Below are 16,049 nucleotides of genomic sequence, written 5' to 3' on the forward strand. Positions count from 1 at the left end.
TTCGGCCCGTCACCGCCGGCGGTTAACATTGGGCTATTCACCACAAGGGCTGGACCATGGATCCGATTCTGCTCGGCAAAGGCATCACCGACGATATTGCCGTCACCCTGCTGCCGAAACTCGGCAACCGCCACGGCCTGGTGGCCGGCGCCACCGGTACCGGCAAGACCGTGACCTTGATGACCCTGGCCGAGGGCTTCTCGCGGCTGGGCGTGCCGGTGTTCCTGGCCGATGTGAAGGGCGATGTGTCCGGCCTGGCCGTGCCCGGCACCGGTGCCGAGAACCTGCTCAAGCGCGCCGCCGAGATCGGCGTGGCCGACTACGCGCCGGCCGCCAGCCCGACCATTTTCTGGGACCTGTACGGCAAGCTCGGGCACCCGGTGCGCACTACGGTCAGCGAAATGGGCCCGACCCTGCTGGCACGCATCCTCGAGTTGAACGACACCCAGGCCGGGGTGCTCGATATCGTATTCAAGCTGGCCGACGATCGCGGCCTGCTGCTGCTGGACATGGATGACCTGCGCGCCCTGCTCGGCCTGGTTGCCGAGGAACGCAAGGACATCTCCACCGAGTACGGTCTGGTCAGCGCGCAGTCGATCGCTGCGATCCAGCGCTCGGTGTTGCGCCTGGCACAGGATGGCGGCGAGAACTTCTTCGGCGAACCGGCCTTGGAACTGGCCGACATCATGCGGGTCAATCACGACGGCCGCGGCGTGATCGGCATTCTCGCCGCCGACCAGCTGGTGCTCAAGCCCAAGCTGTATTCCACCTTCCTGCTGTGGCTGCTGTCGGAGCTGTTCGAGCAGCTGCCGGAGGTGGGCGACCTGGACAAGCCGAAGCTGGTCTTCATCTTCGACGAGGCCCACCTGCTGTTCGACGACGCACCGGCCTCGCTGGTGCAGCGCATCGAGCAGGTGGTGCGCCTGATCCGCTCCAAGGGCGTGGGCGTGTATTTCTGCTCGCAGTTCCCCGACGACGTACCGGGCAACATCCTCGGCCAGCTCGGCAACCGCGTGCAGCACGCACTGCGTGCGTTCACACCGCGCGACCAGAAGGCGGTGAAGACCGCTGCCGAGACCTTCGTGCCGAATCCGAAGCTGGACGTGGCCAAGGTGCTCAGTCAGCTCGGCACCGGCGAAGCACTGGTCTCCACGCTGCAGGACAAGGGCGTGCCGATGCCGGTGCAGCAGACGATGATCGCACCGCCGCGCTGCCGGATGGGGCCGATCATCGAGGCCGAGCGCGCCCAGGTGCGTGCCGGCAGCCCGGTCGGCACCCGCTACGACACCGCGATCAACCGCGAATCGGCCGCCGAGCTGCTGGCCCAGCGCGCGCAGAAAACAGTCGAGCAGGCGCAGGCTCCCGCCGCCCGCAGCCGCGAGCAGGACGAAGCGCAGGAAGGCGGTTTCGGCCAGGCGATCAAGGATGCGATCTTCGGCACCAAGCGCCGCCAGGGCATGATCGAGACCATGGCCAAGCAGACCACGCGTACCGTTGGCACCAAGCTGGGCAACCAGATCGTGCGCGGCCTGCTGGGCGGCATCTTCGGCGGCAAACGCTGACCTGCCCTCCCGGGGGCGGAGGCCTTTCCTGTGGAAAGGAACCGGCCCCATCGTTCCCCTGAAAAGAAGTCGCACCACATGTCGCGTTGGCGCCCCCCTGCAGAAAAGAGTACCGCCCTGATCACCGCCTCCGGCCACGCCCGGTTGAAGGCCGAACTGGATGAGCTGTGGCGTGTGCGCCGCCCGGAGGTGGTGAAGGCGCTGGCCGCTGCTGCAGCGGAAGGCGACCGCTCCGAGAATGCCGAGTACACCTACCGCAAGAAGCAGCTGGGCGAGATCGACCGCCGCGTGCGCTACCTGACCAAGCGCCTGGAATCGCTGCGCGTGGTCGATACCACGCCGACCGATCCGCAGGCGGTGTTCTTCGGTGCGTGGGTGGAACTGGAGAACGTGGACAGTGGCGACACCAGCCGCTATCGCATTGTCGGCCCGGATGAGACCGACGCAGGCCTGGGTTGGATCAGCATCGATTCGCCGCTGGCACGTGCACTGCTGAAGAAGCGGCTGGATGATGAATTCTCGGTGGAGCTGCCCGGCGGCCAGTTCACCTTTGCGGTAATCGGGGTGGAATACGAGCCGTTGTAGAGTCGACTGTCAGTCGACTACCGCGCGAAGCGCGGCACAAACCTCCGCAGCCGGACGGCAAACGCACCGCGATCCTCAATCGCGGTTGATGACTCGCCGAAGCCATCTGTCAGGCGTTCACGGCCTCGGAACGAAGAGCAGTCGACTGACAGTCGACTCTACATAGCCCCGTGCAACGGCGGCGGATACTGGCGGGCGGCACGCAACGGGCGGAAGTACTCGGCATCTGCATAGAAGTCGGCGTCCTGTCTCTCGTGCCAGCCCGGAACTCCAGCCAACGGCAGCGGACGCAACTGCAGGGGATCGGTCACTGCCCTGCCTTCGGCAATGGCCGCGGTCACCGCGTCAACGCAGGCAGCATCGGCATCACCCTGCACCACCACGCACTTGCCCACCAGCAATCGCCCCGGCAGCAACGCCTGTTCCATCAGCGCATGCCCGAATACCGCGGCAATGGCGATGTCACCGCCCTGCCAGCGCGTTGGCTCGAACAATGCAGGCCAGTCATGCCCATCCCACGCGCGCAGCAATGTGTCATCGCGCACACGCACGATCACGCCGGTTTCGTCGAACTGGGTCAAGGCGGCCTGCGCGCGGTTGCGCTGTCCGGGTGGCATGGCCTCGATATGCCGACATTGCTGCACGTTGAGTGCCCGCTTCAGTTGCGGGTGGGATGCCCACACCAGTGCATTGAACAGGTCATGCCAGTTGTCGGCACGGGTGGCGATGCGCCCCTGCGCGATGCGGGCCTCGTAGTGCAGGCCATCGGCCAGCAACGCGGCATCCTGTTCGACCAGCTGCCAACCCGGCAGGGACAGGCGTGCGTCAAGTGCCGCGATGGACGGCCAATCGGGGCCAACCAGCAGATCACGGACGTCCTGCAGCCCGGCGAACAGCGGCTGCCCGAACACCTGCGGATCGACCGCCGCACGCGGCGGCGGCACGAAGCGGCGGACGCCGCCCCCGTCACCGGCGGCGGTCGTCGCCGCAGTCACAGCATCTTGAGATCGAATGCCGGGCGGGTGGCGGCCGGCAGCGCGTCACCGTACAGGTCGTGCTCGTCGCTCTCGGTGATGTCCACGTCGACGAACTCACCCACGCGCAACGGCACCTGGTCGGCATTCTGGATGTGCACCAGGCCATCGATCTCCGGGGCATCGGCCTTGGAACGGGCCACCGCGATATCGCCTTCGATGGCGTCGACCAGGCACTGCTGCACGGTGCCGATCTTGGCCTCCAGGCGCGCAGCGGAAATCTGCGCCTGCTTTTCCATGAAGCGGGCCAGGCGCTCCTGCTTCACTTCCTCCGGCACCGCATCGGGCAGGTCATTGGCGGTGGCACCCTCGACCGGCGAATAGGCGAACGCGCCGACGCGGTCCAGCTGCGCTTCGTCGAGGAACGACAGCAGCTCTTCGAACTCGGCCTCGGTCTCGCCGGGAAAGCCGACGATGAAGGTGGAACGCACGGTGATGTCCGGCGCGATACGGCGCCAGTTCTGCACGCGCTCCAGGGTCTTCTCGACCGCGCCGGGGCGCTTCATCAGGCGCAGGATGCGCGGGCTGGCATGCTGGAACGGGATGTCCAGGTACGGCAGGATGCGGTTTTCGGCCATCAGCGGCACCACCTCGTCCACGTGCGGGTACGGGTAGACGTAGTGCATGCGCACCCACGCATCCAGCTCGGACAGGCCTTCGCACAGCGCCTTCAGACGGGTCTGGTAGGCCTTGTCGCGCCACATCTTCTCGGCGTACTTCACGTCCACGCCGTAGGCCGAGGTATCCTGCGAAACCACCAGCAGCTCGCGCACGCCACCACGCACCAGGCGCTCGGCTTCACGCAGCACTTCATCCACCGGGCGCGAGACCAGCTTGCCGCGCATCGACGGAATGATGCAGAAGCTGCACTTGTGGTTGCAGCCCTCGGAAATCTTCAGGTAGGCATAGTGTCGCGGGGTCAGCTTGATACCGTAGTCGGGCACCAGGTCCACGAACGGATCGTGCTTGGGCGGCAGCGCTTCGTGCACCGCTTCCATCACGCTCTGGTAGTCCTGCGGGCCGGACACCGCCAGCACGTTGGGGTACGCCTCGCGGATCTGCTCCGGGCGCTTGCCCAGGCAGCCGGTGACGATGACCTTGCCGTTCTGGTTCATCGCCTCACCGATCGCGTCCAGCGACTCGGTCACCGCCGAATCGATGAAGCCGCAGGTGTTGACCACCACCACGTCCGCCGAATCGTAGGACGGCACGATGTCGTAGCCTTCCGAGCGGAGCTGGGTAAGGATGCGTTCGGAATCGACAAGGGCCTTCGGGCAGCCAAGGCTGACGAAGCCGACTTTGGGGTTCAGCTGGGACATGGAATCGCGGGACTCTGGGGGCCTGGGCCCCTGCCGTCGTGGCAGGGGTTCCTGGGGGCCGGGGCCTGAAAGGGCGCCAGTATACCGGGGTTGGCGGCCGCGCTCTGAATGGCCAGCCGCCCGATCACGCACAGCCGCTGACACCGCGCTAACCCACGCAGCGCCGACAATGCGGTTCTGTTCCCCGCAACGAGATGGAAACGATGGCCGAGTGGATCACCCTGGATACGCATCACGGCCCGGTACGGGCCTGGCACGCCCTGCCGGAGGGCACCCCGCATGGCGGGCTGGTGGTGGTGCAGGAAATTTTCGGCGCCAACCCGCACATCCGCGGCGTGGCCGAGCGCTTCGCGGCCGAAGGCTATGCGGTGCTGGCGCCGTCCTTTTTCGACCTGATCGACGGCACAGAAGCCGATCCGGATGCCCTGCCCTATGACGCCGACGGCGTGAAGCAGGGCCTGGAACGGGTGACTGCACTGGGCATGGAGAAGGCGCTGGAGGTGGTCCGTGCCGCAGCGACCCGGCTGGCCCCCTACGGCAAGGTCGGCACGGTGGGCTACTGCTGGGGCGGTACCGTGGCGATGCTGTCGGCAGTGCGGCTGGGCCTGCCCTCGGTCAGCTACTACGGTGCGCGCAACGTGCAGTTCCTCGATGAGACGCCCAAGGCCCCGGTGATCTTCCACTTCGGCGCCCAGGACAAGAGCATCCCACCGGAGGCGGTCCACGCCCACCGCGAGAAGCTGCCGCAGATGGCCACCTTCGTCTATCCGGCCGATCACGCCTTCAACCGCGAGGTCGGACATGCGTATGATCCAGACAGCGCTACCCTGGCGCTGCAACGCACCCTGGACTTCTTCTCGGAGCATCTTGGATGAGCGAATTCGAACTCGATTCACGCCTGGCCACCGATAGCGTGCTGGTGGCCGAAGGACCGTTGTCGCAAGTGCGGCTGATGAACGACGAACGATTCCCCTGGCTGGTGCTGGTACCGCGCCTGGCCGGGGTGACCGAGTGGATCGAGCTGGACGGCGAGCAGCAGGACAAGCTGCGCACCGAGCTCAACCGCGCCTGCAAGGCCCTGAAGGGCGCCGACGGGGTTGAAAAGATCAACATCGGGGCGCTGGGCAACATCGTGCGCCAATTGCATTTCCACGTGATCGGCCGCCATGACGGCGACCCCGCGTGGCCGGGCCCGGTCTGGGGCAGTGGCCCCGCGCACCGCTACGAGCCGGGTGCGCTGGACCAGCATGTCGCCTACTGGAAGGAACGGCTAGGATATCCAGCCCAGTCCTGAGCGTTTGCCGACCCGATGCGATTCAACCTCGTTGCCGCCGTCCTGCTGATCCTGATCGGCCTGTTCATGCTCGCCAGCAACCTCGGCTGGACGCACCTGAACCTGTCCAAGCTGCTGTTGACCTGGTGGCCGGTGGCACTGGTGGGCGTGGGCATCGCGATGCTGTTCGGTCGCGGGAAATAAGCTGGCGCCGGGCCATGCCCGGCGAGCGCAGCGTGTGGCCGCACCCATGAAAACGCCGGGCATGCCCGGCGTTTTCGTCATGCGATGGCGCGCCGCTCAGGTCCGCGGCAGGGTCACGCCGGTCTGGCCTTGGTACTTGCCACCACGATCGCGGTACGACGTCTCGCAGATGTCATCGGCGGCCGCCTGGAAGAACAGCATCTGCGCCACGCCTTCATTGGCGTAGATGCGTGCCGGCAGCGGCGTGGTGTTGCTGAATTCCAGGGTGACGTGGCCTTCCCACTCCGGCTCCAGCGGGGTCACGTTGACGATGATGCCGCAGCGCGCGTAGGTGCTCTTGCCCAAGCACACCACCAGGGTGTCGCGCGGGATGCGGAAGTACTCCACGGTGCGCGCCAACGCGAAGCTGTTGGGCGGGATGATGCATTCATCGCCGACGATATCCACGAAGCTGCCCGGATCGAAGTGCTTGGGATCGACGATGGTCGAGTTGATGTTGGTGAACACCTTGAACTCGCGCGAGCAGCGCACGTCGTAGCCGTAGCTGGAGGTGCCATAGCTGACGATGCGCTCGCCGTTGGCCTGCTTGACCTGCCCGGCCTCGAACGGCTCGATCATGCCGTGCTGCTCGGACATGCGGCGGATCCAACGGTCACTCTTGATGCTCATGCTTTGTCCTGGGGTACGAGGGGGCGCGAGGATTCTAGCAGGGGGCCGGGCGTCGCCGGCGGCCCCTGCCCTGGCACTTACAGCAGCGACGACAGGATCGGGATCGAGGCACGCGGACGCTTGCCAACCTCCTCGATCAGGCGCTGGGCGGCATGGCGGTAGGCCTGGGCCGGGACCGAATCCGGCTGGGCCACGGTGATCGGGGTACCGGAATCGCCCTGCTCGCGGATGCCGATCTGCAGCGGCAACGAACCCAGCAACGGCACGCCGTACTGCGCGGCCATGCGCTCGCCGCCGCCCTCGCCGAACAGGTGCTCGACATGCCCGCAGCTGCTGCAGGTATGCACCGCCATGTTCTCGACGATGCCGAGCACCGGCACCTCGACCTTCTCGAACATCTTCAGCGCCTTCTTCGCATCCAGCGTGGCGATGTCCTGCGGGGTGGTGACGATCACCGCGCCGGCCAGCGGGATCTTCTGGGTCAGGGTCAGCTGGATGTCACCGGTGCCCGGTGGCAGGTCGATCAGCAGGTAGTCCAGGTCATCCCACAGGGTGTCATTGAACAGCTGGGTCATCGCCGAGGTGGCCATCGGTCCACGCCAGATCATCGGCGTGTCTTCTTCGATCAGGTAGCCGATCGACATGGTGTCCACGCCGAACGCACGCAGCGGCTCGATGCTCTTGTTGTCGGGGCTTTCCGGGCGACCGGACAGGCCCAGCATGGCCGGCACGCTCGGCCCGTAGATGTCCGCATCAAGCACACCCACGCGTGCGCCGAGCTGCTGCAGGGCCACGGCCAGATTGACCGCAGTGGTCGACTTGCCGACGCCGCCCTTGCCCGAACCAACCGCGATCACGTTGCGGATGCGGGCATGCGGCGTAAGTCCCTTCTGGACCTGGCTTGCATGGGGACGGCGGGGAGAACTGTTCACAACGAGCACCGGCGGGGTCAGGGGGAATAACCGAGCATCATACAAGCTGGACGTAACCTGACTGAAATTCAGGATTGCTACAGATTCGTGCACAGATTGTTAAGTTCATGTTACGTTCGACCCGCACTGTTTTGGGCTGCGGAGCTGGCATTTCCAGCCCGCGCGATGGCGCATGCGCAGTGCCGTTTTTGTTTTTGCTCTCCAATGGAACTACATGAACTACGTAAGCAACACCGCACGTCGCAACACGCTCGCCGTCGCCCTGATTTCCGCTCTGATGGCCGCCGCCCCGGCAATGGCCCAGGACAAGGCGACCAACCTGGACAAGATCACCGTCACCGGTTCGCTGATCCCGCAGACCCAGGTTGAAACCCAGACCCCGGTGATGTCCATCACCGCCCAAGACATCCAGACCCGCGGCTTCAGCAGTGTTGCTGAAGTGCTGCAGCAGTCGTCGCTGACCACCGGCGGCCTGCAGGGTGGCCAGACCTCGGGTTCGTTCACCCAGGGCGCCGAAGCTGCCGGCATGTTCGGCCTGAACCCGGGCTACACCAAGTACCTGATCAACGGCCGCCCGATGCTCTCGTATCCGGCGCTGTACAACGGCAGCGAAACCTTCAACAACATCAGCGGCATTCCGATCGACATCGTCGAGCGCATCGAAGTGCTGCCGGGCGGCCAGTCCTCGCTGTACGGCTCGGACGCGATCGCCGGTGTGGTCAACATCATCCTGAAGGAGCGCATGGACGGCGGCACCATGACCCTCCGTGGCGGCACCTACACCGAAGGCGGTGGCAGCAACATCCGCTTCAGCGCCGCCAAGGGCATCAACGCCTTCGACGACCGCTTCCATGCACTGTTCAACGTGCAGATCGAGAACGGCAGCCCGATCTGGGGCTACCAGCGCGACATCACCCGCCAGAACAACCCGGTCGGCTACACCGCCCAGGTCCCGTCGAACGACTTCGCCGTCATCACCAACGCTGACAACAAGCTGCTGATGATGGACCCGAGCCGTTGCGCGAACGTCGCTGGGCTGTATGACGGCACCACTGTGGTCGGCCAGCGCCCGTCGGGCGAGTCCTGCGGTTCGGTGTACAGCGCCGGCTACAAGACCCTGAAGAACGGCAAGAACAGCGGCCAGTTCTACTCGTCGATGACCTTCGACGTGAACGACAACTTCCAGCTGTTCGCCGATGTGCTGTACAGCAAGGAAAAGACCGAGTTCACCTCCGGCTCCAGCGCCCTGTGGTGGGGCACCAAGTCGAGCCTGGGCAGCTTCTACGACCAGGGCCTGGGCAAGGTCGTGAACCTGCAGCGCGCCTTCGCGCCGGAAGAAATCGGCCCGGGCCACTACAACAACATCATGAACTCCGACGAAAGCCGTGCCTACCAGGTCACCCTGGGCGGCAAGGGCATGGTCGGCGACTGGGACTACAGCGCCAGCTTCACCCGTGGTGAGTACCGCCTGGACCAGAACCGCTTCGTGCGCTGGAAGGACAAGATCGATGGCTTCTTCGGCGACAACGTGCTGGGCCCCAAGCTGGGCACCACCGCTGATGGCTTCGACATCTACAACCCGGACTACGCGGCCTTCTACTCGCCGATCACTCCGGACCAGTTCGCCAGCTTCACCGGCTACGGTACCCATCGCAGCAAGACCTGGCAGAACCTGGGCCGCGTGCAGGTGACCAACGGCTCGCTGTTCAGCCTGCCGGGCGGTGACGCCGGCCTGGCCGTCGTGCTGGAAGGTGGCAGCGAAGGTTGGGACTACTCGCCGGACCAGGCGTTCGTCAAGGGCAACGTATGGGGCACCACCGCCGTCGCCGGTGCCGGCCACCGCAGCAACTACGCGGTCACCAGCGAGCTGCGCATGCCGCTGCACGACAAGCTGACCGTCAGCGCGTCGGGCCGCTATGACGCCTTCAAGATCGCCGACAAGACCGTCGACAAGGCCACCTACAGCATCGGTCTGGAATTCCGTCCGATCGAGAGCCTGCTGCTGCGCGGCAAGTACGGTACCGCCTTCCGCGCGCCGACCCTGTCCGATGCCTTCCAGGGCATGAGCGGTTCGTACTCGTCCGGCCAGAACGACTACTACCGCTGCAGCCAGCTGGGCTACGGCCTGCGTGACGAGGCCTGCTCGTTCTACAAGAACACCTCGGTGTACAGCGAAAAGTCCGGCAACCCGGACCTGAAGCCGATCACCGCCGACGTCTGGAGCGCAGGCGTGGTGTGGGCCCCGGTCAGCAACTTCTCGCTGTCGGCCGACTACTACAACTGGAAAATCAAGAACGAGGTCAAGACCCTCAGCAGCGACCAGCTGCTGCTGGCCGAGTACCAGTGCCACAACGGCCTGCCGAACAACACCTCGGCCAGCTGCGGTGACGTGACCAACTGGGTGTCCCGCGATGCCGGTGGCAACCTGACCCGCGTGTACACGCCGAAGCTCAACGTTGCCAGCCAGAACCTGGAAGCGGTGACCGTGGCGGCCAAGTACCAGCAGGATATCGGCCGCTTCGGCTCGCTGATGTTCTCCGGCAACTACACCAACATGCTGAAGCGTGAAGTGCAGCCGATGCCGGGTGCCGCCAAGCTGGATCTGCTGAGCGATCCGTACAACATGTGGTACTACGACAACTTCGCCAAGGTCCGCGGCGATCTGTCGGTGGCCTGGAACATCGCCAAGTTCACCACCACCGTGTACGCCAACTACGTCGGCAGCACCCCGAACTACCTGGCCTACACCGGCCGCAGCTACGGCTACGTCCACTCCTCCGGCGCCAAGGCCGGCAAGTGGGGTTCGTACACCACGTACAACCTGAGCATGAACTACCAGGCACAGGAAGATCTGGTCCTGTCGCTGATGGTCAACAACGTGTTCAACAAGCTGCCGGAAGGCCAGCGCTACAACTACCCGGGCAACGAATCGACCCCGTTCAATGACGGCTTCTACAGCGTCTACGGCCGCCAGATCTCGGCCCAGGTCAAGTACAACTTCTGATCCCGTCGTTTTCCGGACTTCGTGTCTGGACCAGGCCCCGCTTCGGCGGGGCCTTTTTTTTGGTTCCAGGAAGCCTTCGGTAAGGCACTGATGCAGAAGCAGCAAATGCACTACGAAAGAATGCCCTTCATATCGCCATCTTTTGAAACATTCCAAAACAATTGGCGTTAGTCATTGATATATCGCCATTTTTCAGGCAAAAGCCCGATTGACGAAATGACGATCGTGTGTTCCCTGCGTTAAGTGCGTGTTACGGTCAGGCTGAATGGAATGCAACTGAACAGATCGTTAAGCCGACACGGAAGCCGGTAGCCAAGACATCGCTCACTACGGGGATTTTCCATGTCTCGCCATCGTTCCACACTCTCGCGCCACCCACTGACGCTCGCCCTGCTCGGCACACTGCTCGCCTCCGGCACGGCCCTGGCGCAAAGCGGCAACGCACCGACCCAGCTTGACCGCGTGACGGTCACCGGTTCGCTGATTCCGCAGACCGAGATCGAGAACCACACGCCGGTCCTGACCGTGACCGCAGAGGACATCCAGACCCGCGGCTTCACCAGCGTTGCCGATGTCCTGCAGCAATCCTCGCTGTCCACTGGCGGCCTGCAGGGTGGCCAGACCTCGGCCTCGTTCACCCAGGGCGCCGAAGCCGCCGGCATGTTCGGCCTCAGCCCGGGTTACACCAAGTACCTCATCAACGGCCGCCCGATGCTTTCATATCCGGCGCTGTACAACGGCGGCGATACGTTCAACAACATCAGCGGCATTCCGATCGACATCGTCGAGCGCATCGAGATCCTGCCGGGCGGCCAGTCCTCACTGTATGGCTCCGATGCGATCGCTGGCGTGGTCAACATCATCCTCAAGGAACGCATGGATGGTGGCGTCCTCAACGTCCGTGGCGGCGCCTACAGCGAAGGCGGCGGCAACAGCTTCCGCTTCAGCGGCGCCCGCGGCTTCAATGGTGTCGATGACCGCTTCCACGCGCTGGTCAATGTGCAGTACGAAAAGACCAGCCCGATCTGGGGCTACCAACGCGATCTGACCAAGGTCAACAATCCCGACGGCTACAGCCCGCAGTATGTCTCCAACGATTTCCTGGTGCTGCTGCCGGCCAACAACAACCGTTACGCGATGATGGACCCGAACCTGTGCGCCAACGTCGCCGGGCAGTTCGATGGCACCACCGTGCTCGGCACCCGGCCCACCGGCCAGGCATGCGGCTCGACCTATGGCACCGGCTACAAGACCATCAAGAACGGCAAGGAAAGCGCGCAGATCTACAGCTCTGCCACCTTCGACGTGAATGACAATTTCCAGCTGTTCGGCGATGCGCTGTACAGCCTGGAAGAGGTCAAGTACGCGACGGGTTCCGGCTACACGTGGTGGGGCACCTCTTCCGGTTGGGGCCGCTTCTACGACCAGGCCAGCGGCCAGTACATGAACCTGCAGCGCGTGTTCGCCCCGGAAGACATCGGCGGCGCCGGCTACCGCGACATCATGAACACCGACCGCAACAAGGCCTATCAGGTGACGCTGGGCGGCCGCGGCACGGCCGGCAACTGGGACTACAGCCTCAGCTTCACCCGCGGCGAGTACAAGCTGACCGAGCGCAACTTCGTGCGCTGGAATGACCCGATCAACGATTACTTCGAACAGCGCGTGCTCGGCCCGGTGCTGGGAACCACCAGCACCGGCTACGACATCTACAGCCCGAACTGGGAAGCCTTCTACGCGCCGCTGCCGGCCGGTGACTTCCAGACCTTCACCGGCTACAGCTACAGCCAGAGCCGCACCTGGCAGAACCTGGCCCGTGCACAGGTCACCAATGGATCACTGTTCAAGCTGCCCGGCGGCGACGCCGGCCTGGCCGTGGTCGTTGAAGGTGGAAGCGAAGGCTGGGACTACAGCCCCGATCCGGGCCTGATGGATGGCAGCGTCTGGGGCACCACGGCGGTCTCCGGTGCCGGCCACCGCAGCAACTATGCGGTGACCGGCGAACTGCGCCTGCCCCTGCATGACATGCTGACCGTGACCGGTTCCGGTCGCTACGACGCCTTCAAGATCGGCAGCAACACCGTCGACAAGTCCACCTACAGCATCGGCGTCGAGTTCCGTCCGATCGAAAGCCTGCTGTTCCGCGGCAAGTACGGTACGGCGTTCCGCGCTCCGACCCTGTCCGACGCGTTCCAGGGCCGTAGCGGCTACTACGCCAACGGCTCCACCGACTACTACCGCTGCGGCCAGTTGGGCTACGACCCGGCCAACACCACCGGTTGCCCGTATGACAGCGTCTCGGTGTTCGGCACCCGCGCCGGCAATCCGGACCTGGAACCGATCACCGCCGACGTCTGGAATGCAGGTGTTGTGTGGGCACCGATCAACAACCTGTCGCTGTCGGTGGACTACTACAACTGGAAGATCAAGAACGAGGTCGATACGCTCAGCTCCGACCAGCTGCTGCTGGCCGAGTACTACTGCCGTGGCGGCCAGGCCAACAACACCTCGGCCAGCTGCCAGAACGTCAACGACTGGATCACCCGCGATGCGTCCGGCGTGCTGGACGAGATCTACACCCCGAAGATGAACGTCGCCCGCCAGAACCTGGAAGCGCTGACCGCCAGCTTCAAGTACGTGCACGACATGGGCCGCTTCGGTTCGCTTCAGTTCTCGGGCAACTACACCGACATGCTCAAGCGCGAACTGCAGCCGCAGCCGGGCGATGAGTTCCTGGACCTGCTGCGTGACCCGTACGCGATGTGGGTGTACGACTCGTACGCCAAGGTGCGCGCCGATGGTTCGGTCGGCTGGGCCAAGGACAAGTGGACCACCACCCTGTATGCCAATTACATTGGCAAGACGCCGAACTACATGGCGTACGTGGGCAATGGCTACGACTACGTCCACAGCTCCGGCTACAAGGCAGGCAAGTGGGGCTCCTACACCACTTACAACCTGAGCGTGAACTACCGTGCATTGGACAACCTGACCCTGTCGCTGATGGTCAACAACGTGCTCAACAAGATGCCGGACAACCAGCGCTTCAGCTTCGCCGGCACCAGCGGCCAGCCGTACAACAATTACCTGTACAACGCCTACGGGCGTGCCATCTATGTGCAGGCCAAGTACGAGTTCGGCGATCACTGATCCAGGCCCTTGCCGCACCAAAGACCCCGCCCCGGCGGGGTCTTTTTTTGCTGGCCGTCCCTCCAGGGCGTGACGCGCGCCCGGGCATTCACGCCAAGTTGACTGGATTCACGTCTTCGTTCATCTTCAGGTCATATTGATGTGCCCGCCACAAGGACCCTGCCGACCATGGAACTGCGCTTGTCCCCCGCCCGCCTTGGCGCCGCCGCACTGGCGGCGCTGTGCATTGCCCCTGCCCTCGCAAGCCCTCTGCCAGCCGAGGATTTCGCCAAGATCCCCACCATCCAGTCGGTCACCATGAGCGCCGACGGCAAGCAGCTGGTCGCGATCATCGCCGCGCCCGGCAGCGACAACAGCGATACCGCCCTGGCCAACTGGAACCTGGATAACCTCGGCGCCGGCCCGGTCGCCATCACGCCATCCGGTGACCGGATGAAGTTCATCGCGGCAAGCGCACTGAAGGCGGGACGCAACCTCGTCATCGGGCGCCAGGAATGGACAGGCAAACTCGGCGGCTGCGGAGAAGGCAACAGTACGGGAGCCACCAAGACCTTCCTGACCAAGGCCTACCTCACCGACGCCACCCAGACCAAGTTCGACGAGGCGTTCGCCAACAACACCCGCACGCTCGGGGTCAGCCCCGAGACCCTTCGCTGCCTCGAACTTGCGGGTACCGCCTCGCTCGTCCATGGGCTGCCGCTGGATGCAGACAGGGTCATCATCAGCCAGCTCAATGAGGCCACGCTGCAGGCCAACTACTACCGCTTCAACCTGCGCACGGGCCAGACCGAACTGCTGTTCAAGGGCAGCTCCCGCACGTCACCCGGCCTGTTCCATCCCCGCACAGGTGAAGTCCTTACCCAGACCCAGGTCGAATCCGCCGGCTCCGACGATTTCGAACAACGCATTCTGATCAAGAACAGCGCCGGCCAGTTCGAAGTGCACGCCCCCCTGACCACCCGACTGAGCGAACGCTATACGGTGGAAGTCGTCGGCATAGACGATGACAGCGGCAAGCTGTACGTGCTGACCGACCAGTTCTCGGATCTGGTGCAGGCGCGACTGTACGATCCTGCCAAAAAGGAGTTCGACAAGGAGCCTCTGGCCGCCCATCCGTCCTTCTCGATCAGTTCACTGATCCTGGGCACGCGCAAGAGCAACTTCAACCAGGTCCTCGGCTTCTATATCGACGGTCCGCAGCGACAGGCCGTGTACGTGGATCCGCAGATGAAGGCCCTGCAGGAGGGCCTGCAGAAAGCCTATCCCGGCCTGAGCATCTACATCACCGGCTACAACGACGACCTTTCGCGCGTCCTGTTCACCACGGAAAGCAACCGCAACCCGAAGAGCTACTTCATCCTGGCCGATCGCAAGAATGTCGTGCCGCTGGGCAGCGAGCGCCCCTGGGTGGACAGCAAGCAGATCGGTGAACAACGCTGGGTGACCTACACCGCACGCGATGGGCTGCAGATTCCAGCGATTCTGGATCTCCCGCCGGGCTGGAAGCAGGGCGACGGCCCGCTGCCGGCACTCGTTCATCCGCACGGCGGGCCGTGGGCGCGCGACTACACTGGCTGGGATGCATCCGGCTGGGTGCCGTTCTTCACTTCGCGCGGCTACGCCGTGTTGCGCCCTCAGTACCGCGGCAGCGCCGGCCTTGGCCGCAAGCTCTGGCTGGCAGGTGACGCCGAGTGGGGCCAGAAGATGCAGGACGACAAGGATGACGGCGCCGCCTGGCTGGTCTCACAGGGCATCGCCGCCAAGGACCGTATCGCGATCTTCGGCTATTCCTACGGTGGTTTCGCGGCTGCCGCTGCAACGGTCCGAAGCCCATCGCCCTACCAGTGCGCCATCGCGGGTGCCCCGGTCACTGATCTTGGCCGACTGGGCACCTCCTGGAGCCAGAACCGCCTGCAACGCATTCTGCAGGGGCGCACGGTGAAGGGCATGGACCCGATGCAGAACACCGCGAAGGCCACGATTCCTCTGCTGACCTTCGTCGGCGACCGTGACGTACGCACGCCGTCCTTCCATGCGAGGAACTTCTACAACGGCGTACAGGGCAAGGTCCCAGCCCGGTTCGAGCTGATCCCCGACATGCCGCACAGCATGCCGTGGTACCCCGCGCACTTCCGGACGACATTGACGCTCATGGCCGACTACCTGAGCAAGGATTGCGGCCCCGGCGGCCTCTGATCCGTCCCCGGGCACCCTCGCTTTCACCAAGCCCCTGCCGGCCAGGCAGGGGCTTTTTCATGCCCCAAATACTGAATTTCCCTATAACAACAGCAAGTTAAGAGATTTTAATATTCATGTT

Annotated in this window: 12 protein-coding genes; 8 read left to right on the forward strand and 4 right to left on the reverse strand. The window is 64.3% G+C overall.

Annotated elements, in window-relative coordinates:
• Positions 1-56: 56 nt before the first annotated feature.
• Together ACZLIB_RS16425 and greB are read left to right on the forward strand one after the other, a co-directional pair.
• On the forward strand, positions 57-1,562 hold the full coding sequence (locus ACZLIB_RS16425; protein ID WP_478468149.1) for a helicase HerA-like domain-containing protein: 1,506 nt from the start codon (positions 57-59) through the stop codon (positions 1,560-1,562).
• A gap of 78 nt (positions 1,563-1,640) precedes the next feature.
• A complete protein-coding gene (gene greB / locus ACZLIB_RS16430) occupies positions 1,641-2,147 on the forward strand; it encodes a transcription elongation factor GreB (RefSeq protein WP_032128239.1) in 507 nt (168 codons plus the stop codon).
• Between the two features lie 158 nt (positions 2,148-2,305).
• Here greB and ACZLIB_RS16435 read toward each other — a convergent pair whose 3' ends face one another.
• Both ACZLIB_RS16435 and rimO read right to left on the reverse strand, forming a co-directional pair.
• Complete coding sequence (locus tag ACZLIB_RS16435; RefSeq protein WP_478468151.1) at positions 2,306-3,142, reverse strand: DUF3025 domain-containing protein; 837 nt, start codon at positions 3,140-3,142, stop codon at positions 2,306-2,308.
• Positions 3,139-4,500, reverse strand: a complete 1,362-nt coding sequence (gene rimO / locus ACZLIB_RS16440; protein WP_049398716.1) for a 30S ribosomal protein S12 methylthiotransferase RimO — start codon at positions 4,498-4,500, stop codon at positions 3,139-3,141. Before rimO ends, ACZLIB_RS16435 begins: the two co-directional genes overlap by 4 nt.
• Positions 4,501-4,703: 203 nt before the next feature.
• Here rimO and ACZLIB_RS16445 point away from each other — a divergent pair, with 203 nt between their 5' ends.
• Genes ACZLIB_RS16445 through ACZLIB_RS16455 form a run of 3 tightly spaced genes read left to right on the forward strand, consistent with a single transcriptional unit; the run spans position 4,704 to position 5,977 of the window.
• Entirely contained in the window at positions 4,704-5,375 is a 672-nt protein-coding gene (locus ACZLIB_RS16445; RefSeq protein ID WP_478468153.1) for a dienelactone hydrolase family protein, read from the forward strand.
• On the forward strand, positions 5,372-5,794 hold the full coding sequence (locus ACZLIB_RS16450; protein ID WP_049398714.1) for an HIT domain-containing protein: 423 nt from the start codon (positions 5,372-5,374) through the stop codon (positions 5,792-5,794). The genes ACZLIB_RS16445 and ACZLIB_RS16450 overlap by 4 nt, the downstream gene beginning before the upstream one ends.
• A 15-nt stretch (positions 5,795-5,809) precedes the next feature.
• Positions 5,810-5,977 (forward strand): LiaI-LiaF-like domain-containing protein, encoded by a 168-nt coding sequence (locus ACZLIB_RS16455; RefSeq protein WP_005418011.1) that lies wholly within the window; start codon positions 5,810-5,812, stop codon positions 5,975-5,977.
• Positions 5,978-6,073: 96 nt separating this feature from the next.
• Here the strand turns inward: ACZLIB_RS16455 and dcd are convergent, their stop codons facing one another.
• Together dcd and apbC are read right to left on the reverse strand one after the other, a co-directional pair.
• Positions 6,074-6,646: a dCTP deaminase gene (gene dcd / locus ACZLIB_RS16460; RefSeq protein WP_010483020.1), complete on the reverse strand. Its 573-nt coding sequence runs from the start codon at positions 6,644-6,646 to the stop codon at positions 6,074-6,076.
• Between the two features lie 77 nt (positions 6,647-6,723).
• On the reverse strand, positions 6,724-7,578 hold the full coding sequence (gene apbC / locus ACZLIB_RS16465) for an iron-sulfur cluster carrier protein ApbC (RefSeq protein WP_026347084.1): 855 nt from the start codon (positions 7,576-7,578) through the stop codon (positions 6,724-6,726).
• A gap of 214 nt (positions 7,579-7,792) precedes the next feature.
• On the opposite strand from apbC, the gene ACZLIB_RS16470 reads away from it, so the two are divergent.
• The 3 genes from ACZLIB_RS16470 to ACZLIB_RS16480 all read left to right on the forward strand — a co-directional run bounded on the left by ACZLIB_RS16470 (position 7,793) and on the right by ACZLIB_RS16480 (position 15,928).
• Complete coding sequence (locus tag ACZLIB_RS16470; RefSeq protein ID WP_180836621.1) at positions 7,793-10,582, forward strand: TonB-dependent receptor plug domain-containing protein; 2,790 nt, start codon at positions 7,793-7,795, stop codon at positions 10,580-10,582.
• Positions 10,583-10,924: 342 nt separating this feature from the next.
• Positions 10,925-13,732: a TonB-dependent receptor domain-containing protein gene (locus tag ACZLIB_RS16475; RefSeq protein ID WP_478468155.1), complete on the forward strand. Its 2,808-nt coding sequence runs from the start codon at positions 10,925-10,927 to the stop codon at positions 13,730-13,732.
• 168 nt (positions 13,733-13,900) lie between these two features.
• On the forward strand, positions 13,901-15,928 hold the full coding sequence (locus tag ACZLIB_RS16480) for an alpha/beta hydrolase family protein (RefSeq protein ID WP_478468157.1): 2,028 nt from the start codon (positions 13,901-13,903) through the stop codon (positions 15,926-15,928).
• Positions 15,929-16,049 lie beyond the last annotated feature (121 nt).

It is taken from the genome of Stenotrophomonas sp. 220_Sma, from assembly GCF_056487375.1.

What these genes read in the sequence shown, in the direction of transcription:
- ACZLIB_RS16425 (WP_478468149.1), top strand. Translation starts at nt 57, where the DNA reads ATGGATCCGATTCTGCTCGGCAAAGGCATCACCGACGATATTGCCGTC.
- greB (WP_032128239.1), top strand. Translation starts at nt 1,641, where the DNA reads ATGTCGCGTTGGCGCCCCCCTGCAGAAAAGAGTACCGCCCTGATCACC.
- rimO (WP_049398716.1), bottom strand. Translation starts at nt 4,500, where the DNA reads ATGTCCCAGCTGAACCCCAAAGTCGGCTTCGTCAGCCTTGGCTGCCCG.
- ACZLIB_RS16445 (WP_478468153.1), top strand. Translation starts at nt 4,704, where the DNA reads ATGGCCGAGTGGATCACCCTGGATACGCATCACGGCCCGGTACGGGCC.
- ACZLIB_RS16450 (WP_049398714.1), top strand. Translation starts at nt 5,372, where the DNA reads ATGAGCGAATTCGAACTCGATTCACGCCTGGCCACCGATAGCGTGCTG.
- ACZLIB_RS16455 (WP_005418011.1), top strand. Translation starts at nt 5,810, where the DNA reads ATGCGATTCAACCTCGTTGCCGCCGTCCTGCTGATCCTGATCGGCCTG.
- dcd (WP_010483020.1), bottom strand. Translation starts at nt 6,646, where the DNA reads ATGAGCATCAAGAGTGACCGTTGGATCCGCCGCATGTCCGAGCAGCAC.
- ACZLIB_RS16470 (WP_180836621.1), top strand. Translation starts at nt 7,793, where the DNA reads ATGAACTACGTAAGCAACACCGCACGTCGCAACACGCTCGCCGTCGCC.
- ACZLIB_RS16475 (WP_478468155.1), top strand. Translation starts at nt 10,925, where the DNA reads ATGTCTCGCCATCGTTCCACACTCTCGCGCCACCCACTGACGCTCGCC.
- ACZLIB_RS16480 (WP_478468157.1), top strand. Translation starts at nt 13,901, where the DNA reads ATGGAACTGCGCTTGTCCCCCGCCCGCCTTGGCGCCGCCGCACTGGCG.